This is a genomic window from Streptomyces sp. NBC_01454, assembly GCF_036227565.1.
In the GTDB taxonomy this organism is placed as follows: Bacteria; Actinomycetota; Actinomycetes; order Streptomycetales; family Streptomycetaceae; genus Streptomyces.
The window spans coordinates 6,866,934-6,886,915 of the sequence record NZ_CP109460.1 but is presented as its reverse complement, the minus strand read 5'-3'; the positions used below and the strand labels follow the sequence as shown (position 1 = coordinate 6,886,915).

17 protein-coding genes are annotated in these 19,982 nt (G+C 71.3%); 2 read left to right on the top strand and 15 right to left on the bottom strand.

Going from position 1 to position 19,982, the window contains the following annotated elements:
• Positions 1 to 33 precede the first annotated feature (33 nt).
• On the top strand, positions 34 to 1,263 hold the full coding sequence (locus OIU81_RS30480; RefSeq protein WP_329152965.1) for a DUF349 domain-containing protein: 1,230 nt from the start codon (positions 34 to 36) through the stop codon (positions 1,261 to 1,263).
• 63 nt (positions 1,264 to 1,326) lie between these two features.
• Here OIU81_RS30480 and OIU81_RS30475 read toward each other — a convergent pair whose 3' ends face one another.
• From OIU81_RS30475 to pgsA, 15 genes are all read right to left on the bottom strand, one after another.
• A complete protein-coding gene (locus OIU81_RS30475; protein ID WP_329152964.1) occupies positions 1,327 to 3,969 on the bottom strand; it encodes a RelA/SpoT family protein in 2,643 nt (880 codons plus the stop codon).
• Between the two features lie 172 nt (positions 3,970 to 4,141).
• Entirely contained in the window at positions 4,142 to 4,690 is a 549-nt protein-coding gene (locus OIU81_RS30470) for an adenine phosphoribosyltransferase (RefSeq protein WP_329152963.1), read from the bottom strand.
• Positions 4,687 to 5,805 carry a protein translocase subunit SecF gene (secF, locus tag OIU81_RS30465; protein WP_329152961.1) on the bottom strand — a complete coding sequence of 373 codons (1,119 nt, stop codon included), beginning with the start codon at positions 5,803 to 5,805 and terminating at the stop codon, positions 4,687 to 4,689. The genes OIU81_RS30470 and secF overlap by 4 nt, the downstream gene beginning before the upstream one ends.
• A gap of 1 nt (position 5,806) precedes the next feature.
• Complete coding sequence (gene secD / locus OIU81_RS30460) at positions 5,807 to 7,591, bottom strand: protein translocase subunit SecD (protein ID WP_329152958.1); 1,785 nt, start codon at positions 7,589 to 7,591, stop codon at positions 5,807 to 5,809.
• 149 nt (positions 7,592 to 7,740) lie between these two features.
• Positions 7,741 to 8,286 carry a preprotein translocase subunit YajC gene (gene yajC, locus OIU81_RS30455; RefSeq protein WP_329152956.1) on the bottom strand — a complete coding sequence of 182 codons (546 nt, stop codon included), beginning with the start codon at positions 8,284 to 8,286 and terminating at the stop codon, positions 7,741 to 7,743.
• A 162-nt stretch (positions 8,287 to 8,448) separates the two neighbouring features.
• Positions 8,449 to 9,540 carry a Holliday junction branch migration DNA helicase RuvB gene (gene ruvB, locus OIU81_RS30450; RefSeq protein WP_329152955.1) on the bottom strand — a complete coding sequence of 364 codons (1,092 nt, stop codon included), beginning with the start codon at positions 9,538 to 9,540 and terminating at the stop codon, positions 8,449 to 8,451.
• A gap of 79 nt (positions 9,541 to 9,619) precedes the next feature.
• Positions 9,620 to 10,240, bottom strand: coding sequence for a Holliday junction branch migration protein RuvA (gene ruvA, locus OIU81_RS30445; RefSeq protein ID WP_329152953.1), 621 nt, complete (start codon positions 10,238 to 10,240; stop codon positions 9,620 to 9,622).
• Entirely contained in the window at positions 10,237 to 10,815 is a 579-nt protein-coding gene (ruvC, locus tag OIU81_RS30440) for a crossover junction endodeoxyribonuclease RuvC (protein ID WP_329152951.1), read from the bottom strand. The genes ruvA and ruvC overlap by 4 nt, the downstream gene beginning before the upstream one ends.
• Positions 10,816 to 10,965: 150 nt before the next feature.
• Positions 10,966 to 11,718 (bottom strand): YebC/PmpR family DNA-binding transcriptional regulator, encoded by a 753-nt coding sequence (locus tag OIU81_RS30435; RefSeq protein WP_329152949.1) that lies wholly within the window; start codon positions 11,716 to 11,718, stop codon positions 10,966 to 10,968.
• Between the two features lie 63 nt (positions 11,719 to 11,781).
• Positions 11,782 to 12,372: a pyridoxal 5'-phosphate synthase glutaminase subunit PdxT gene (gene pdxT / locus OIU81_RS30430; protein WP_329152947.1), complete on the bottom strand. Its 591-nt coding sequence runs from the start codon at positions 12,370 to 12,372 to the stop codon at positions 11,782 to 11,784.
• An 8-nt stretch (positions 12,373 to 12,380) separates the two neighbouring features.
• Entirely contained in the window at positions 12,381 to 13,292 is a 912-nt protein-coding gene (gene pdxS, locus OIU81_RS30425) for a pyridoxal 5'-phosphate synthase lyase subunit PdxS (protein WP_329152945.1), read from the bottom strand.
• A 96-nt stretch (positions 13,293 to 13,388) separates the two neighbouring features.
• Complete coding sequence (locus tag OIU81_RS30420) at positions 13,389 to 13,973, bottom strand: hypothetical protein (RefSeq protein WP_329152944.1); 585 nt, start codon at positions 13,971 to 13,973, stop codon at positions 13,389 to 13,391.
• A 503-nt stretch (positions 13,974 to 14,476) separates the two neighbouring features.
• Positions 14,477 to 15,637: a glycosyltransferase family 4 protein gene (locus OIU81_RS30415; protein ID WP_329152943.1), complete on the bottom strand. Its 1,161-nt coding sequence runs from the start codon at positions 15,635 to 15,637 to the stop codon at positions 14,477 to 14,479.
• Positions 15,634 to 16,608, bottom strand: a complete 975-nt coding sequence (locus OIU81_RS30410; RefSeq protein WP_329152942.1) for a phosphatidylinositol mannoside acyltransferase — start codon at positions 16,606 to 16,608, stop codon at positions 15,634 to 15,636. The genes OIU81_RS30415 and OIU81_RS30410 overlap by 4 nt, the downstream gene beginning before the upstream one ends.
• Positions 16,609 to 16,708: 100 nt before the next feature.
• Positions 16,709 to 17,368 (bottom strand): phosphatidylinositol phosphate synthase, encoded by a 660-nt coding sequence (gene pgsA / locus OIU81_RS30405; protein WP_329152941.1) that lies wholly within the window; start codon positions 17,366 to 17,368, stop codon positions 16,709 to 16,711.
• Between the two features lie 277 nt (positions 17,369 to 17,645).
• Between pgsA and OIU81_RS30400 the strand changes: the two genes are divergently transcribed.
• On the top strand, positions 17,646 to 19,844 hold the full coding sequence (locus OIU81_RS30400; RefSeq protein ID WP_329152940.1) for an elongation factor G-like protein EF-G2: 2,199 nt from the start codon (positions 17,646 to 17,648) through the stop codon (positions 19,842 to 19,844).
• Positions 19,845 to 19,982 lie beyond the last annotated feature (138 nt).

Below are 19,982 nucleotides of genomic sequence, written 5' to 3'. Positions count from 1 at the left end.
ACGCCCCCGTCGGCATCATGTGGAGGAGGCGCTGTGAGCAGCGACCCATGGGGCCGCGTCGATGAGACGGGGACCGTGTACGTGCGTACCGCCGACGGCGAGCAGGTCGTCGGATCGTGGCAGGCGGGAACTCCCGAGGAGGCCCTCGCCTACTTCGAGCGCAAGTATGAGGGCCTGGTCGTCGAGATCGGCCTCCTCGAGCGCCGGGTCAAGACCACCGACCTGTCGGCGAAGGACGCGACGACCGCGATCGAGCATCTGCGCACCCAGGTGGACGAACACCATGCGGTGGGCGACCTGGCGGCGCTGCGGGGGCGGCTGGACAAGCTCGTCGAGGCCGTCGAGTCGCGCCGCGAGGAGCGCAAGGTCCAAAAGGCCAAGCAGAGCGACGAGGCCCGGCAGGCCAAGGAGAAGCTGGTCACCGAGGCCGAGGAGCTGGCGGCCAGTGAGCAGTGGCGGGCGGCCGGTGAGCGGCTGCGCGCGCTGGTGGACACCTGGAAGGGCCTGCCGCGGCTCGACCGCAAGGCGGACGACGAGCTGTGGCACCGCTTCTCGCACGCCCGCTCGGCGTTCTCCAAGCGGCGCAAGGCGCACTTCGCGTCGCTGGACGCCCAGCGCGAGGAGTCCCGTAAGGCCAAGGAGAAGCTGGTCACCGAGGCCGAGGCGCTGTCGGGCTCGACGGACTGGGGGGCCACCGCGGCCCGCTACCGCGAGCTGATGGCCGACTGGAAGGCCGCGGGCCGGGCCCAGCGCGAGCACGAGGACGATCTGTGGAACCGCTTCCGCGGCGCCCAGGACATCTTCTTCCAGGCGCGCGGTGAGGTCTTCGCGGAGCGCGACACCGAGCAGCGGGAGAATCTGACCCGCAAGGAGGAGCTGGCCGTGGAGGCCGAGAAGCTGCTCCCGGTCTCGGATCTGAAGGCCGCCCGTGCGGCGTTCCGCGCGATCAACGAGCGGTGGGAGGCCATCGGCCACGTCCCCCGGGACGCCCGCCCGAAGATCGAGGGCCGGATGCACGCCGTCGAGCGCGCTCTCCAGGAGGCCGAGGAGAGCGAGTGGCGCCGTACGAACCCCGAGGCGCGGGCCCGCGCGGCGGGGCTCACCGGCCAGCTCCAGGACGCGGTCGACAAGCTGCAGAAGCAGATCGACACGGCGCGGGCGGCCGGCAACGACGCCAAGGCCGACAAGCTCGGCCGTGAGCTGGAGGGCCGCAAGGCACTGCTGGACCAGGCGCTGAAGGGCCTGGAGGAGTTCGGCGGCTAGCAGCCGGAACGGCGGGCGGCCCCGGTACGGATTCCGTACCGGGGCCGCCCGCTGTCTGCGTCGCTACGGCCGGCGGGCGGAGGTCACCCGGTACACGTCGTAGACACCCTCCACGCTCCGGACCGCCTTCAGAACATGGCCCAGATGCTTGGGGTCGCCCATCTCGAAGGTGAAGCGGGAGGTGGCGACGCGGTCGCGGGAGGTCTGCACGGCCGCCGAGAGGATGTTGACGTGCTGGTCGGACAGGATCCGGGTGACGTCCGACAGGAGCCGGGAGCGGTCCAGCGCCTCGACCTGGATGGCGACCAGGAAGACCGAGGACTGGGTGGGCGCCCACTCGACCTCCAGGATCCGCTCCGGCTGGCGCGACAGCGAGTCCACGTTGACGCAGTCGGCGCGGTGCACCGAGACGCCGTTGCCGCGGGTGACGAAGCCGATGATGGGGTCGCCCGGCACCGGGGTGCAGCAGCGGGCCAGCTTGACCCAGACATCGTCGACGCCCTTGACGACCACGCCGGGGTCGGCGCTGGACCGGCGCTTGGAGCGCGGCCGGATCGGGGTCGACTCGGCGATGTCCTCGGTGGCCTCGTCCTGGCCGCCGAGCGCCTGCACCAGCTTCTGGACGACGCCCTGCGCGGCGACATGGCCCTCGCCGATGGCGGCGTAGAGCGAGGAGATGTCCGGGTAGCGCATCTCGTGTGCGAGGGTGACCAGGGAGTCGCCGGTCAGGATCCGCTGGATGGGCAGGTTCTGCTTGCGCATGGCGCGCGCGATGGCGTCCTTGCCCTGCTCGATCGCCTCGTCGCGGCGCTCCTTGGAGAACCAGCCGCGGATCTTGTTGCGGGCGCGCGGGGACTTGACGAAGCCGAGCCAGTCGCGGGACGGTCCGGCACCCGGCGCCTTGGAGGTGAAGACCTCGACCAAGTCACCGTTGTCCAGGGTCGATTCGAGCGGGACCAGGCGCCCGTTGACCCGGGCCCCTATCGTGCGGTGGCCGACCTCGGTGTGCACCGCGTACGCGAAGTCGACGGGGGTGGCACCGGCCGGCAGCGCTATGACGTCGCCCTTCGGCGTGAACACGAAGACCTCGTTGCGCGACAGGTCGAAGCGCAGCGACTCCAGGAACTCGCCCGGGTCCTCGGTCTCCTTCTGCCAGTCCAGCAACTGCCGCAGCCAGGCCATGTCGTTGACCGTGGCGTTGTCCTTGCCGGCCTTGCCGGCGGTGGTCTTCGGGACATCCGTACGGATCTTGGAGGCGCCGGCCACCGCCTCCTGCTTGTACTTCCAGTGCGCGGCGATGCCGTACTCGGCGCGACGGTGCATGTCGAACGTACGGATCTGGAGCTCAACGGGCTTGCCGCTGGGGCCGATCACGGTCGTGTGCAGCGACTGGTACATGTTGAACTTGGGCATCGCGATGTAGTCCTTGAACCGGCCGGGGACCGGATTCCATCGCGCGTGGATGGTGCCGAGGGCCGCGTAGCAGTCGCGGACCGTGTCGACGAGGACGCGGATACCCACCAGGTCGTAGATCTCGGCGAAGTCGCGTCCGCGGACGATCATCTTCTGGTAGACGCTGTAGTAGTGCTTCGGGCGGCCGGTGACCGTGGCCTTGATCCGGGCGGACCGCAGATCGGCCTGGACCTCGTCGGTCACTATCGCCAGATACTCGTCGCGCTTGGGCGCCCGCTCGGCGACCAGCCGCACGATCTCGTCGTACATCTTGGGGTAGAGGATCGCGAAGGAAAGATCCTCCAGCTCCCACTTGATGGTGTTCATGCCCAGGCGGTGGGCGAGCGGTGCGTAGATCTCCAGCGTCTCGCGGGCCTTCTTCTCCTGCTTCTCCCGCTTGAGGTAGCGCATGGTGCGCATGTTGTGCAGCCGGTCGGCGAGCTTGATGACCAGGACGCGCGGGTCCTTGGCCATCGCGACGACCATCTTGCGGACCGTCTCGGCCTGCGCGGCCTCGCCGAACTTGACGCGGTCGAGCTTGGTGACGCCGTCGACCAGCAGCGCGACCTGGTCACCGAAGTCGCCCCGCAGGGTGTCCAGGCCGTATTCGGTGTCCTCGACGGTGTCGTGCAGCAGGCCGGCCATCAGGGTCGCCGGGTCCATGCCCAGCTCGGCGAGGATCGTCGTCACCGCGAGCGGGTGGGTGATGTACGGGTCGCCGCTCTTGCGCTTCTGGCCGCGGTGCCAGCGCTCGGCGACCTGGTAGGCCCGCTCGATCTGGCGCAGCGTGCCCGTCTCGATCTTGGGGTCGTTGCCGCGGACGGCCCGCAGCAGCGGCTCCAGGACCGGGTTGTACGGGCTGGAGCGCTGGACGCCCAGCCGGGCGAGGCGGGCCCGTACGCGGTTCGGGGAGCCGGAGCGGCCGGCGGGGGTGGGCGGCAGCGGCCGGGACGCGACGGGCTGGTCGGCCTTGGCCGGCGGCTTGGCCGCGTGGGACGGCGCCGGGGCCGGCTTGGCCGAGGGAGCGGCGGAGCCCGTTTCGGGGGCCTTGTCGCGCGGCTCGGCCGGGGAGGCGGACGCGGCGGACCGGTCGGCCGGCGGCCGGGGTTCGGCGGTGCCGTCGGGGACGCCCTGCCGCTCGGACTCGGGCGCGCGGGGGGAAGCCGCGTCCGTGGGCTTCGGCTCATCCGGGCGCGCGGCGTCGGATCCCGCCGGACGCGTTCCGGGGGAGAGCGGCTGGGCCTCGTCTGGCAAGAGCACTCCTCAGGCGGTTCCGGACCCCCGTGCCTCGAACGGGCCGGGGTGCCATCGTATCGACCCCGGGCCCGCAACTCCCCCGCGGCCATGGGTCCGTACATGACACAGCAGCAGGGGCACCCGAATTGTTCCGGGTGCCCCTGCTCCGAAGGTGCGTGAATGTGGCCGGTCAGAGCGTGATCAGGGCCTCCAGCGGAGCGCCCTTCAGCCCCGGCTCCAGCCGCTGCCGCCCGGCCAGGAAGCCGAGCTCCAGCAGCACCGCCACGCCCGCGACCTCGGCGCCCGCACGCCGGATGAGCTGCAGCGACGCATCGGCGGTCCCGCCGGTGGCGAGCACGTCGTCGATCACCAGCACCCGGTCGCCCGGGGCCAGCGCATCGGCGTGCAGCTCGATCTCGGCCGTGCCGTACTCCAGCTCGTAGGCCTGCCCGAGCGTCGCGCCGGGCAGCTTGCCCGCCTTGCGGACGGGGACGAAGCCGACGGCGGCCCGGACCGCGACCGGGGCGGCGAGGATGAAGCCGCGGGCCTCCAAGCCCACGACCTTGTCCACGCGGTGGCGCGCGCACAGATCGACAAAGGCGTCGGTCAGCGCGCCGAAGGCGACCGGGTCGGCCAGCAGCGGGGTGATGTCCTTGAACACCACGCCCGGCTGCGGATGGTCCGGGACGTCCGTTATCCGGCTGAGCAGCAGCTCGCGCAGGGCGGTGGGGGCGCTCATCGGCGCTTGCCCGACGGGCGGCCGCGTCCGCGGTTGCGGGAGGCGGGCTGCTGGCGCGGTCCGACGACCGCCGCGCCATCGGCGTCGTCGTCCTCGGCCAGGGCCCCGTCCTGCGGTTCCTCCTGGTCCGCCCCCTTGGCGGCGGCCGCGGCACGCTTCGCCTTCACCCGCTTGGTCAGCGCCTTCATCTGCGGCTCGCGGCTCTTCAGGTCGGCGACCAGCGGGGTCGCGATGAAGATCGAGGAGTACGCACCGGCGGCGAGACCGACGAACAGGGCCAGCGAGATGTCGTTGAGCATGCCCGCGCCCAGGACACCGCCGCCGACGAACAGCAGACCGGCGACCGGGAGCAGCGCCACGACGGTGGTGTTGATGGAGCGCACCAGGGTGCCGTTGATGGAGCGGTTGGCGATCTCGCTGTAGGTGAAGCGGGTCTGCTTGGTGATGTCCTTGGAGGCTTCCTTGAGGCTGTCGAAGACGACGACCGTGTCGTAGAGGGAGTAACCGAGGATCGTCAGCAGACCGATGACCGTGCCGGGAGTGACCTCGAAGCCGACCAGGGCGTAGACGCCGACCGTGATCGTGAGGTCGTGGATCAGCGCGACCAGGGCGGCCACCGCCATCCGCCACTCGAAGGCGATGGCCAGGTAGAACACCACGAGGACCATGAAGATCCCCAGGCCCAGCCAGGCCTTGTTGGCGATCTGCTCACCCCAGCTCGGACCGACCAGCTGGGTGTTGACGTCCTTGACCTGGACGTTCAGATCCTTGGCGAGCTCTTCCTGGACCGGCACCGCCTGCTTGGTGTCCAGACCGCTGATCTGGATGCGCAGCGCGCCGCTGTTGGCGAGCCGCTGCACCACGGCCTGGTGGCCGCCGGCCGCCGACTCGGCCTTGTGCTGTGCTTCGGAGGTGGACACGGAGGTCTTCGGGGTGGTGAAGACCGCGCCACCGGAGAACTCGATGCCCATGTTCAGGCCGCGCACCGCCAGGCCGACGATGGCCACCACGGTGATGAGGATCGAGACGCCGTACCAGATCTTCCGCTTGCCGATGAAGTCGTAGCCGACCTCGCCGCGGTAGAGCCGGGCGCCGATGTTTCCGAGCTTGGACATCTCACGCCTCCTTCGTCTGGGTGGGGGCGGCGCCACGGCGGCGGCGCAGCGGCGGCTTGGCGCCCAGGCGCTTGGGATCGAGGCCGGACCAGGGGTGGCCGTCGGCGAAGAACTTCCGCCGGGCCAGCAGCGTCATCAGGGGCTTGGTGAAGAAGAAGACCACGACGACGTCCAGGACGGTGGTCAGGCCAAGCGTGAAGGCGAAGCCCTGGACCTTGCCGACGGTGACGATGAACAGCACCGCGGCGGCCAGGAACGACACGAAGTCGGAGACCAGGATCGTACGGCGGGCCCGCGGCCAGCCGCGCTCGACGGCCGGGCGCAACGTGCGTCCCTCGCGGATCTCGTCCCGGATGCGTTCGAAGTAGACGATGAACGAGTCGGCGGTGATACCGATGGCGACGATGGCGCCACAGACCGCCGGGAGGTTCAGCGCGAACCCGATGGCCGGGCCGAGCAAGGTCATGATCGAGTATGTCAGGGCCGCCGAGACGCCCAGGCTCGCCAGCGCGACCAGCGCCAGTCCCCGGTAGTAGGCGACGAGGTAGAGAACGACCAGTGCGAGGCCGATGGCGCCGGCGATCAGACCGGCGTGCAGCTGCTCGCCACCGAGCGCCGCGGTGACCGTGGTCTCGTCGTCGATCTTGAAGGAGAGCGGCAGGGCACCGTAGGACAGCATGTTGCCGAGGTCCTCGGCGGACTGCTGGGTGAAGCCGCCGGAGATGGTGGCGTTGCCGCCGTTGAGCCGCTCGCTGACGCGCGGGTCGGAGACCACCGCGCCGTCCAGGACGATCGCGAACTGGTTCTGCGGCTGCGTCTTGGTGGCGAGCTTGCCGGTGACGTCCGCGAACTTCTTGCCGCCGTCGGAGGTGAAGTCCATCTGGACGATCCAGCCCTGGCCCTGCTGGCTGTCGAAGACGGCCTTGGCGTCCTTGACGTCCGTGCCCTCGACGCCGACCGGGCCGAGCGCGTACTTCTGGGTGCCGTCGTCCTTGCAGGCCACGATCGGGGCGGACGGCAACTCGCCGGCCGCCTTCTCACCTGCGGCGGCACGGCTCTTCTTGGTGGAGCAGTCCAGCGCGTTCAGCTGCTTCTGGAGGGCCGGCGGAAGGGCCGCGCCACCGGGGGGCGGCGGAGGCGTCGCGGGCGTGGACGGCTTGGCCGGACCGGAGGGGGTGGGCCGGCCGGACGGGGCCTTCTTCAGCGCGTCCGTCACGGCACGGCCCTGGGTGGTCGGCTTCGCGTTCGGCGACTGCGAGGAGGAGGCGTTCTGCTGGGTGCCCGGCTGTCCCTTGCCGCCCGCGGCCTTGTCGCCCTTGCCCTTGCCGTTCGCGCCGCTCTGGGAGGGGCTGGGCTTGGGTGCGGGGGTCTTGGCGCCGGCGGTGGTGGTCAGCACCGGCCGGAACCCGAGCTGGGCAGTGGTGCCGACCTGCTTGCGGGCCTGCTTCGCGTCCGTCCCCTTGGGGATGTTCACGATGATGTGGTTGTTGCCCTGCGTCTGGACCTCGGCCTCCGTCACACCGAGACCGTTGACCCGTCGCTCCATGATGCCGGCGGCGGTCCTCATGTTGGTCTCGTTGATCGCGTTGGGCTTGCCCGGCTGGTTCTGGGCCGCCAGCGTGAAGCTGGTGCCGCCTGCCAGGTCGATGCCCAGTCGGGGCGTCATGGTGCCGGAGTAGAACATGCCTCCGATCAGCCCCACGATCGCGATGAGGACCAGGATCAGGGCGCGGCCCGGATGCCCCTGGCTCGCGGGCGCCCTGCGGCCCTTCTTGGGTGCTGCCACCTTCTCGTATCTCCCTGTCCAACCCCTCGGCCCGGGATGCCGGCCGAGCGGCCACGAAGTCTTGTGGGGACCTGCCCCCGCCGGAGCCTAGACCGTCCCGGAACCGCGGTGCACGACACAACGTGTGCTCCGCGGTTCCGTGAGAGGGACTACTTCGGGTCGTCGCCGGACTTCTTGTCTTCCTTGGCGACGTCCGCGTCGGCCTTGGCGACATCCGTGTCGGCCTTGGCGTCCTTGGCGTCCTTGGCGTCCGTGCCGGCCGGGGCCTCGTCGGCGGCGGTCTTGTCGCCGGCCGGGGTCTCGGCCTTGCCCAGGTCGATCTTGTCACCCTTTGCGGTGGCCTCCGCGGCGGCGTCGCCGGTCAGCGAGGAGGCGTCGTCCGGGACGACCGGCTCGTCGGTGTGCAGCGGGTCGGCACCGTCCAGGATGCGGTTGTACTCCTCGTCCGCGAGCACCGCGCCGATGGCGTTCTTGGCGTAGATGGCGTGCACGCCGGGGGCGACCTCGAGGAGGACGGTCTCGTCGTGGACTTCCTTGACGGTGGCGTACATACCGCCGATGGTCCGGACGCCGGTGCCGGCCGCCATCTCGTTGCGCATCTGCGCGGCCGCCTGCTGCTTCTTCTTGGCGGACCGCGTCATCAGGAACATGGCCCCGATGAGGACGATGAAGGGGAGGAGAGTCACGATACTCACGGGACGGAAATCCTTCGCACGACCGCTTGTGGCGCGGTCTCATATACGGGGGTGGGTATGCCGACCGTACGGACGGCATCGGCGGAGTCTAAGCGAGTCCCCACCAGTGGAACAACGCCCAGCATCGCACCGCAGTTCCTGACCGTGCGAGTCCCCGCGCCGTCAGGACCCGAACAAGCCTTGCTGTCCGCTTCCGCCCGATTGCTGCTGCGGTGGGACCAGCCCCAGGTGGGTCCAGGCCGCGGGCGTCGCAATCCGGCCCCGGGGGGTCCTGGCCAGCAGCCCCTCCCGTACGAGGAACGGCTCGGCGACCTCCTCGACCGTCTCACGCTCCTCCCCCACCGCCACCGCCAGGGTGGACAGGCCCACCGGGCCGCCGCCGAACAGCTTGAGCAGGGCCGTGAGCACCGCGCGGTCGAGGCGGTCCAGGCCGCGGGCGTCGACCTCGTAGACCCGCAGGGCCTGGGCGGCGATCTCGCGGGTGATCAGGCCGTCGGCCTTCACCTGGGCGTAGTCGCGGACCCGGCGCAGCAGACGGTTGGCGATACGGGGCGTGCCGCGGGAGCGGCCGGCGATCTCGGCGGCGCCCTCGGCCTCTATCTCGACGTCCAGCAGCCCGGCCGAGCGGTGGATGACCCGCTGCAGCTCGGCGGGGGCGTAGAACTCCATATGGGCGGTGAAGCCGAAGCGGTCGCGCAGCGGGGGCGGCAGCAGACCGGCCCTGGTCGTGGCGCCGACCAGGGTGAACGGCGGTAGCTCGAGCGGGATGGCGGTGGCGCCCGGCCCCTTGCCGACGATCACGTCGACCCGGAAGTCCTCCATCGCCATATAGAGCATTTCCTCGGCGGGCCGCGACATCCGGTGGATCTCGTCGAGGAAGAGGACCTCGCCCTCCTGGAGGGAGGAGAGGATCGCGGCGAGGTCACCGGCGTGCTGGATGGCGGGGCCGGAGGTGATCCGGATCGGGGCACCCATCTCGGCGGCGATGATCATCGAGAGGGTGGTCTTGCCGAGGCCCGGCGCCCCGGACAGCAGGACGTGGTCGGCGGTGGCGCCACGGGCCCGGGCGGCACGCAGCACCAGGTCGAGCTGCTCGCGCACCCGCTCCTGGCCGACGAACTCCTCCAGGTCCTTGGGCCGCAGCGCGGCCTCGACGGCGGTGTCCTCGCCGTCCGCGTCGGCGCCGACCAGCCGGTCGGGGGCGCCCGGGGCGGCGTCGCCGGTGGCGGGTGGTGCGGTGTCGTCCCAGTTCACTGCGGGTTGCCTCGCGGGGTCGGGGCGGCCGGGCCGCCGGGGTGGTCGTGCGGTCGGGGGCGCGGGGCCCGGGCGCCGGTCATCGCGCCCGGTTCAGGGACTGCAGGGCCGCCTTGAGCAGCTGCGGCACCTGGGGCGCGCCGCCGGCGGCGACGGCCGCCTCGGCCTGCGGGGCGACCGCGGTGACCGCTTCGTCCGCCTCACGGGTGGCGTAGCCGAGGCCCATCAGGGCGGCGTGCAGCTGATCGCGCCAGCCGGCCGTGACGGCGCTGCCGACGCCCGCGCGGCCGGTGCCGACCGGCTCGCCGAGCCGGTCCTTGAACTCCAGGAGCAGCTTCTGGGCGCCCTTCTTGCCGATGCCGGGCACGGCGGTCAGGGCCTTCTCGTCACCGGTGGCGACGGCCCGCCGCAGCGCGTCCGGGGAGTGCACCGCGAGCATCGCCTGGGCGAGCCGGGGGCCGACGCCGCTGGCGGTCTGCAGCAGCTCGAAGGTCTGGCGCTCGTCGTCGTCGGCGAAGCCGTAGAGGGTGAGCGAGTCCTCGCGGACGACGAGGGAGGTGGCGAGCTTGGCCTGCTGTCCGATGCGGAGCGTGGAGAGGGTGTCCGGGGTGCACTGGACGGCCATGCCGATGCCGCCGACCTCGACGACGGCGGTGTCCGGTGCGAGGGCCGCGACCGGGCCGGAAACGAAGGCGATCATCGGGTGCCCTTCTGGGGTGCCGCCCGGCGGAGGCCGGCGGTGGGGACGGATGCGGGAGCGGCGCGGCGGGCGGCGGCCTGCGCCTGCTGGAGGCGGTTGACCGCGGGGGCGCGCCAGATGTGGCAGATGGCGAGGGCCAGGGCGTCGGCGGCGTCGGCCGGCTTCGGGGGCGCGTCGAGCCGCAGCAGGCGGGTGACCATGGCGCCGACCTGCGCCTTGTCGGCGCGTCCCGAGCCGGTGACGGCGGCCTTGACCTCGCTGGGGGTGTGCAGCGCGACCGGCAGGCCCCGGCGGGCGGCGCACAGCATGGCGACCGCGCTGGCCTGGGCGGTGCCCATGACCGTACGGACGTTGTGCTGGCTGAACACCCGCTCCACGGCGACGCAGTCGGGGCGGTGCTCGTCGAGCCAGGCGTCTATCCCGCGCTCGATGTCGACGAGACGGAGGGCGATCTCGGCGTCCGCCGGGGTGCGCACGACGCCGACGCCGACCATGGTCAGCGCGCGCCCCGCGACGCCGTCGACCACCCCGACCCCGCAGCGCGTCAGCCCCGGGTCCACCCCCAGCACCTTCATCGCTCCCCGCCCCTCGTCCGCTCGGTCAGCTGTTCCCGCTTCGGGAGCGCATGCCCCCTGATCAGCACAGTAGTGGCTGCCACTGACAAACCGACGGGCCGACGGGGTGTGTCCCCGTCGGCCCGTCAGCCGGCCGCGCGTGTCCGCCCGTCAGGCGTCCACCTTGGCCATCACGTCGTCCGAGACGTCGAAGTTGGCGAAGACGTTCTGCACGTCGTCGCTGTCCTCCAGCGCGTCGATCAGCTTGAAGATCTTGCGCGCGCCCTCTTCCTCCAGCTCGACCTGCATGGTCGGGACGAAGTTGGCGTCCGCCGAGTCGTAGTCGATGCCGGACTCCTGGAGGGCGGTGCGGACCGCGACCAGGTCGGTGGCCTCGCTGAGCACCTCGAAGGACTCACCGAGGTCGTTGACCTCCTCGGCGCCCGCGTCCAGGACCGCGCCCAGGACGTCGTCCTCGCTCAGCTCACCCTTGGGGACGATCACCACGCCCTTGCGGTGGAACAGGTAGGACACCGAGCCCGGGTCGGCCATCGAACCGCCGTTGCGGGTCATGGCGACGCGGACGTCCGAGGCGGCACGGTTGCGGTTGTCGGTGAGGCACTCGATGAGCACCGCGACACCGTTGGGGCCGTAACCCTCGTACATGATCGTCTCGTAGTCGGCGCCGCCGGCTTCGAGGCCCGCACCGCGCTTGACCGCGGAGTCGATGTTCTTGTTGGGCACCGAGCTCTTCTTGGCCTTCTGGATGGCGTCGAAGAGGGTCGGGTTGCCGTCCACATCGGCGCCGCCGGTACGGGCCGCGACCTCGATGTTCTTGATCAGCTTCGCGAAGAGCTTGCCGCGCTTGGCATCGATCACGGCCTTCTTGTGCTTCGTCGTAGCCCATTTAGAGTGGCCGGACATCCGCCTGTCTCCTTCGCGTAACCCATGTCTGAAACGAACGCGTGAGATCCTACCGGGGCCAGATCACACGGCGTGACGCACCATGTCGACGAACAGGGCGTGCACCCGGTGATCGCCGGTGAGCTCCGGATGGAAGCTCGTGGCAAGGACGTTACCCTGCCGCACGGCCACGGTGTGCCCGTCGTACGTCGCCAGCACCTCCGCCTCGGCGCCGACCGACTCGACCCACGGCGCCCGGATGAAGACACCCTCGACCGGACCGCCGGGGATCCCGGCGACATCGATGGCCGCCTCGAACGACTCGTTCTGCCGCCCGAAGGCGTTACGGCGCACGATCATGTCGATCCCGCCGCACGTCTCCTGGTCCTCGCGGGCGTCCAGCAGCTTGTCCGCGACCATGATCATGCCGGCGCAGGTGCCGTAGACCGGCTTGCCCGCGCGCACGAACGCCCGCAGCGGCTCCAGCATGCCGAAGACGACGGCCAGTTTGGACATGGTGGTGGACTCGCCGCCCGGTATGACCAGGCCGTCGACCCCGTCCAGTTCCTCGGCACGGCGCACCGGCCGGCCCTGGGCACCGGCGTCCGCGAGCGCCTTGAGATGCTCGCGGACGTCGCCCTGGAGGGCCAGCACACCGATGGTGGGGGTACTCATCTGCCGTCCTACCAGCCGCGGTTGGCGTAGCGCTCGGCCTCGGGGAGGGTGTCGCAGTTGATGCCGACCATGGCCTCGCCCAGGTTGCGGGAGGCGTCCGCGATGACGGCGGGGTCGTCGTAGAAGGTAGTGGCCTTCACGATCGCGGCGGCGCGCTTGGCGGGGTCGCCGGACTTGAAGATGCCGGAGCCGACGAACACGCCCTCGGCGCCGAGCTGGCGCATCAGCGCGGCGTCGGCCGGGGTGGCCACACCGCCGGCGGAGAACAGCACGACCGGCAGCTTGCCGAGCTCGGCGACCTCCTTGACCAGCTCGTACGGGGCGCGCAGCTCCTTGGCGGCGGCGAACAGCTCGTTGTGGTCACAGCCGCGCAGCTTGGCGATCTCGCCCTTGATCTGGCGCAGGTGGCGGACCGCCTCGACGACGTTGCCGGTGCCGGCCTCACCCTTGGAACGGATCATGGCGGCACCCTCGGCGATCCGGCGCAGCGCCTCGCCCAGGTTGGTGGCACCGCACACGAAGGGGGTGGTGAAGGCCCACTTGTCGGAGTGGTTGACCTCGTCGGCCGGGGTGAGGACCTCGGACTCGTCGATGTAGTCGACACCGAGCGACTGCAGGACCTGGGCCTCGACGACGTGGCCGATCCGGGACTTGGCCATGACCGGGATGGAGACGGCGTTGATGATGCCGTCGATCATGTCGGGGTCCGACATCCGGGCCACGCCGCCGTCCTTGCGGATGTCGGCGGGGACCCGCTCCAGGGCCATGACGGCGACGGCGCCCGCGTCCTCGGCGATCTTCGCCTCTTCCGGCGTGACGACGTCCATGATCACGCCGCCCTTGAGCTGCTCGGCCATACCGCGCTTGACGCGCGCAGTTCCGGTCTCGGGGTTCTGGGGCGTGGTGGGCGTGCTGGACACGTGTGACCTCACTCAGTGCGGGTGCCTGTACTGATGCGCCCACACAACCGTTGGTGAGCGGCCCGGCGAAAGGGCCAATTAGAGGTCAGTGGCTCGTCACCGCTCGGCGTCGCGGCCCGCGACTCCGTCCCCGGACCGGTTCCCGGCCGAGCGGTCGTCCAGGACGGCCGGCGGCTCGTCGTCCATTTCGAAGGCCAGCGGGAAGGGCGCGTGGCCGGCGAGGCGGAGGTAGCGCACCAGCCGGTGGCGGCGGACGGCGCGCGCGGCCCGGACGGCGTCGTTGTGGAAGCGCCGGGCCATCGGCACGCGGCGCACCGCGGCGGTGAGTTCGGCGACCGTCTGCTCGCCGCCGGGAGCCTCCCGTACGGCCTCCAGCTGCGCCGCCTCGGCGAAGATCGCCCGCAGCGCCTGGCTCAGCTCGCTCTCGGCGACCTCGCGGTGGTCCTCCTCGGCCTGCCGGGCCTCGTGCGCGGCCTGGTAGAGGACGATCGAGGCGGCGGGGTCGAGAACCCCCGCGGTACCCAGCTCCTGCGTGACGGACGCGCGCCGCAGCAACTGGGCGTCCAGGGCCGCCCGGGCCGCGTCGATACGGGCGTGCAGACGGTCGAGCCGCCCGGCCGTCCAGCTCAGGTAGATGCCGATGAGGATGATCGCGGCGACGATCCAGATGAACGTGGTCACGACGGGTCACGTTACCCGTCCGCTGCGCTTGGCTTTTTTCCCCACGTTGTTGGCTTTCCCGCCGTGGGGGTTTTTCGCCGTTGCGCCTGCGGCGGGCGGGTCCGCTGCGCGGGGCTGTCGGGTGCGGTGACGGGCCTCCGGGGCCGGTGTGTGGGACTGCTTCGCTTTACGTCCCACACACCGGCCCCTCCGGCCCGCCCCCTCCCGTTGTGGGAGGGGAAAAGGCCAGTGGGGGTGGCGGCAAGTGGTGCGGTGCGCCTGATGCCTCGTAAGGAAACGAACATCCATGGCCCGCCCCCACTCACCTTCACGTACTCCCTCACGGGAGGGGACGGGCCGGAGGGGGTGGGTGTTCGGACGTAAAGCGAAGCAGTCCGAACACCCACCCCCGGAGGCCCGTCACCGCACCCCACACCCACCCGCCCGCCGCAGGCGCAACGGCGAGAAACCACCACGGCGGGACAGCCAACAACGTGGGAAGAAAGCCAAAAACGTGGGAAGCGTCAATCCTTCGCCAGTCGGCGCCGGGCGCGGAGCCCGACTCGTTCGTCCGTGGCCACCGAGGTGGCCCCCGTCGTGACCGTCTCGTAGACGGCGAGGATGTCGGCGCCGACGGTCGACCAGTCGAAGCGGCGGACATGGCGGCTGCCGCGTTCGCGCAGCTCCGCGAGGCGGGCCGGGTCGCCGAGGAGGCGCACCGCGGCGGTGGCCAGCGCGTTCGCGTCCTCGTTGGTGAAGAGTTCACCGGCCTCGCCCTGGTCCAGGACCTGGGCGAACGCGTCGAGGTCGCTGGCCAGGACGGGTGCCCCGGCCGACATCGCCTCGACGAGGATGATGCCGAAGGATTCACCGCCCGTGTTGGGCGCGACGTAGAGATCGACGCTGCGCAGCAGCCGGGCCTTGTCCTCGTCGCTGACCATGCCGAGGAATTCGACGCGGGACCGCATCTGGGCGGGCAGCGCCGCGACGGCCTCCTCCTCGTCGCCGCGGCCCGCGACCAGCAGCCGGGCGTCGGGCACCTCGGCGAGGATCGCGGGCAGCGCCTTCATCAGGACCGGCAGGCCCTTGCGCGGTTCGTCGATCCGGCCGATGAAGCCGATCGTGCGGCCCTGCCACTCCGCCTTCGCCTCGGCCGAGGCGAAGAAGCCGACGTCCACGCCGTTGGGGATGACCACCGCATCGCCGCCGAGGTGTTCGACGAGGGTGCGGCGGGCGTATTCGCTCACCGCGATGCGCGCCCTGATCTTCTCCAGCGCGGGCTGCAGGATCGGATAGGCCGCGATCATCGCCCGCGAGCGCGGGTTGGAGGTGTGGAAGGTGGCCACGATCGGGCCCTGGGCCGCCCAGCAGGTGAGCAGGCCCAGCGAGGGCGAGGCCGGCTCATGGATGTGGATGACGTCGAAGGCGCCGTGCTGGAGCCAGCGGCGTACCCGGGCCGCGGAGAGCAGCCCGAAGTTGAGGCGGGCGACCGAGCCGTTGTACGGGACCGGCACGGCGCGGCCGGCCGAGACGACGTACGGCGGCAGCGGGGTGTCGTCGTCCGCCGGGGCGAGGACGGAGACCTCGTGGCCGAGCCGGATGAGGTGGTCGGCCAGGTCCCGGATGTGGAACTGCACGCCGCCGGGGACGTCCCAGGCGTAGGGGCAGACGATGCCGATCTTCACGCCTGCTCCGTTCCGGGGGCGGTGGCCCCGTCCGGTGTGCCGGGCCGCTCACGCGGCTCCAGATCGGCGAGCCACAGCCGCTGCAGCATGTGCCAGTCCTCGGGGTGGTCGGCGATGCCGGAGGCGAAGGCGTCGGCGAGCGTCTGGGTCATCTGGGCGGCCTTCTCGGTACGGGTGCCGGTCTCGGGGACCTCGATCTCCGGGTGGACCCGGCCGCGCATGACGGGGGTGTCGTCGTACCAGAGGGTGACCGGCAGCAGCATGGCGCCGGTCTGTACGGCGAGCATCGCGGGGCCGACCGGCATCTTCGTCGCCTCGCCGAAGAACTTGACCTCCATCCCGGAGCTGGACAGATCGCGGTCGGCGACCAGGCAGACCAGCCCGCCGTCCCGCAGCCGGCGGGCGAGCGTGCCGAAGGCGGCGCCGCCGGTGTGCGGGAGCACCTCCATGCCCAGGCCCTCGCGGTAGGCGACGAAGCGGTCATAGAGGCTCTCGGGCTTGAGGCGTTCGGCGACGGTGGTGAAGGGGGTATTGAGTTTCGTGGTGACCCAGACGCCCGCGAGGTCGTAGTTGCCCATGTGCGGCAGGGCGAGAATGACGCCGCGGCCGCTCTTGAGCCCGTCCTCCAGGAGGTGGATGTCCACGGCCTCGAAGCCGCCTCTTATCCGCTCCTTGCTCCAGGCCGGCAGCCGGAAGGACTCCATCCAGTAGCGCATGTACGAGCGCATCCCGGCCCGGGAGAGCTCGGCGAGGCGCTGCGGGGAGGCGTCCGGGACCACCCGGGCGAGGTTCGACTCCAGGCGCAGGACGCCCTTGCCCCGGCGCTTCCAGACCGTGTCGGCGATCCGCCGGCCGAGGCGTACGGCCACCCCTTCCGGGAGCTTTTTGACCGTGCTCCAGCCCAGGCCGTAGAGCGCGTCGGTGAGCTTGCCGGGGTCGAGTCCCGGCAGACCGGTCCTGCGTGGGCTCATGCCGGCACCTCGCTTTGCCCGGCCGCGCGCCCGCCCGGCGCGCCCCTCTCGGTGATTCTTCCCCGGCCCCCGGCCGGGAAGACTCCCACGCTGCGTGCGCTCATGCGCCGTTCCCCCCTTGTGCGAGTGCGGCGTCGGCCTCGGCCGACTCCCGGCGTACCGTCACCACGCGCTGGCCCAGGGTGACGGCGCTGCCGATGGCGACGATCCACAGAGCGATCGGCAGCAGGATCTCGACGCCGGGCACCCCGAAGGCGTGCAGGCCCGACAGGCCGCAGGCGACCAGCGTGATCACCAGTCGCTCGGCGCGTTCCACCAGGCCGTTGACGGCCACCGGCAGTCCGATGGCCTCGCCGCGTGCCTTGGTGTAAGAGACCACCTGGCCGCTGGCGAGGCAGAAGATCGCCATCGCGCAGAGCGTCAGGCTGTCGCCGCGGCCCGCGTACCAGAGGGCGAGGCCGCCGAAGATCGCCGAGTCGGCGACCCGGTCGAGGGTGGAGTCGAGAAAGGCCCCCCAGCGGCTGGAGCGGCCCAGCTGCCGTGCCATGTTGCCGTCGACCAGGTCGGAGAAGACGAACAGGGTGATGACGACCGTGCCCCAGAAGAATGCGCCCTGCGGGTAGAAGACCAGGGCGCCGGCCACCACGCCTCCGGTCCCGATGAGGGTGACCGCGTCCGGGCTGACGCCGATACGGATGAGCAGGGCGGCGAACGGCGTGAGAACACGCGTGAAGAATGCACGCGCGTACTTGTTCAGCATGGCCTTCCCGGAGGTCGATTCGGGCCGTGAGGTCAAGGGGCCACCGGCTGGCCCATCGTAGCCAGGCGGCCACGGGGCACTGCGAACGCATCGCGGCGCGAGGTGCATCCCACGGCTCGGGGGCGGCGGCGCGCGCCGCCGGGCACGCCCCCGGGCCCCCGCCGGGCGGCGCCGACGCCCCCTTGGGAGGGCTGGTCCCGTGCGCCATGTATGGACGCAGGATGACCTCGGTGGAAAGCTCGAATCACCGCAAAGTGTCGACCTGGAGGCGAGACACATGAGCGAGAAGTCGAGTACACACCCGGGAGCCGCCCGCAGGGCATCAACGGCCGGCCAGCCCACGGATCTGCGGAATGTGGTGCTGGTCGGCCACTCCGGTGCGGGAAAGACCACCCTGGTCGAGGCCCTCGCGCTGGCGTCCGGCGCGGTCAATCGCGCGGGCCGGGTCGAGGACGGCGGCTGTCTTTCCGACTACGACGAGATCGAGCACCGCCAGCAGCGCTCCGTACAGCTCTCCCTGGTCCCGGTGGACTGGGGCGGAATCAAGATCAACATCTTGGACACCCCCGGATACGCCGATTTCGTCGGGGAACTCAGGGCCGGTCTGCGCGCCGCGGACGCGGCCCTTTTCGTGGTCTCGGCGGCCGACGGGGTGGCCGGGGCGACCCGTATGGTCTGGGACGAGTGCGCGGCCGTCGGCATGCCGCGGGCGCTGGTGATCACGCACCTGGAGGCGTCCCGCGCCGACTTCGACGCGATGACCGAGCACTGCCGCGCCGCGTTCGGCGGCGACGACCCGGACGCGGTGCTCCCCCTCTACCTCCCGCTGTACGGGACGCCCGGCGCCGACGGCCACTCCCCCGTGCACGGCCTGATCGGGCTGCTCTCCCAGCGGGTCTACGACTACTCCTCCGGCGAGCGCACCGAGCGCGCGCCGACCGCGGACGAGCTGCCGCAGATCGAGGCGGCCCGCGCGCGGCTGATCGAGGGCATCATCGCCGAGAGCGAGGACGAGTCCCTCATGGACCGCTATCTCGGCGGCGAGGAGATCGACCTCAAGACCCTCACCGGGGATCTGGAGACCGCGGTCGCCCGCGGCACCTTCCACCCGGTGCTGGCCGCGGCCCCGGCCGCCGAGGGCGCCCGGCAGGGGCTGGGCACCGTGGAGCTGCTGGAGCTGATCACCGGCGGCTTCCCGACCCCGGCCGAGCGCGAGGCACCGGCCGTGACCAGCCCGGACGGCGCCCGGCGGGACGCGCTGCGCTGCGACCCCGAGGGCCCGCTCGCGGCCGAGGTGGTCAAGACCTCCTCCGACCCGTATGTCGGCCGGATCTCGCTCGTACGGGTCTTCTCCGGCACCCTGCGCCCGGACGAGACGGTGCATGTCTCCGGCCACGGTCTGCAGGACCGGGGGCACGAGGACCACGACGTCGACGAGCGGATCGGCGCGCTGTCCGCCCCGTTCGGCAAGCAGCAGCGCCCGCTGCCCCAGGCCATCGCCGGCGATCTGGCCTGTGTGGCGAAGCTGTCCCGTGCCGAGACCGGCGACACCCTGTCCGACAAGGACAGCCCGCTGCTGATGGAGCCCTGGACGATGCCCGACCCGCTGCTGCCGGTCGCCATCGAGGCCCACAGCAAGGCCGACGAGGACAAGCTCTCCCAGGGCCTGGCCCGGCTGGTCGCGGAGGATCCGACGATGCGTCTGGAACACCAGCAGGACACCCATCAGGTGGTCCTGTGGTGTCTGGGCGAGGCGCATGTCGATGTGGCGCTGGAGCGGCTGCGGAACCGTTATGGCGTGCAGGTGGACACCGTCGCCCACAAGGTGTCGCTGCGGGAGACCTTCGCCGCCTCCGCCGCGGGCCGCGGGCGCCATGTGAAGCAGTCCGGCGGGCACGGCCAGTTCGCGATCTGCGAGATCGAGGTCGAGCCGCTGCCGGGCGGCTCCGGCATCGAGTTCGTGGACAAGGTCGTGGGCGGTGCGGTGCCCCGGCAGTTCATCCCGTCCGTGGAGAAGGGCGTACGTGCCCAGGCCGCGCGCGGGGTCGCCGCCGGGCATCCGCTCGTCGACATCCGCGTCACCCTGCTCGACGGCAAGGCGCACTCCGTCGACTCCTCGGACGCCGCCTTCCAGATGGCGGGCGGGCTGGCGCTGCGCGAGGCCGCCGGCGAGGTCCGGATCGACCTGCTCGAACCGGTGTCCGAGGTCAGCGTGATGGTTCCGGACGACTTCGTCGGCCAGGTGATGAGCGATCTGTCGGGGCGCCGCGGACGGGTCGTGGGCACCGAACAGTCGGGCGCGGGCCGCACGGTGGTGCGGGCCGAGGTGCCCGAGATCGAGATCGACCGGTACGCCATCGATCTGCGTTCCCTCTCGCACGGCACCGGGCGGTTCTCCCGCACCCACCTGCGGCATGAGCCGATGCCGCCACAACTCGCCGACAAGTGGCGGGAACAGACGGAGAACGGCGGATAGTAGGCGGCCACCCCGCCCGTACGGCAGCCGCTGTCCGGCTCAACTCCCTTGGGCCGGACAGCGGCTGTACGCTGAGTGCCTGCCGTTGTACGCACCGTCCGACGGCGCAGGAAGAGGTCACGGACCCGAAGACAGGCT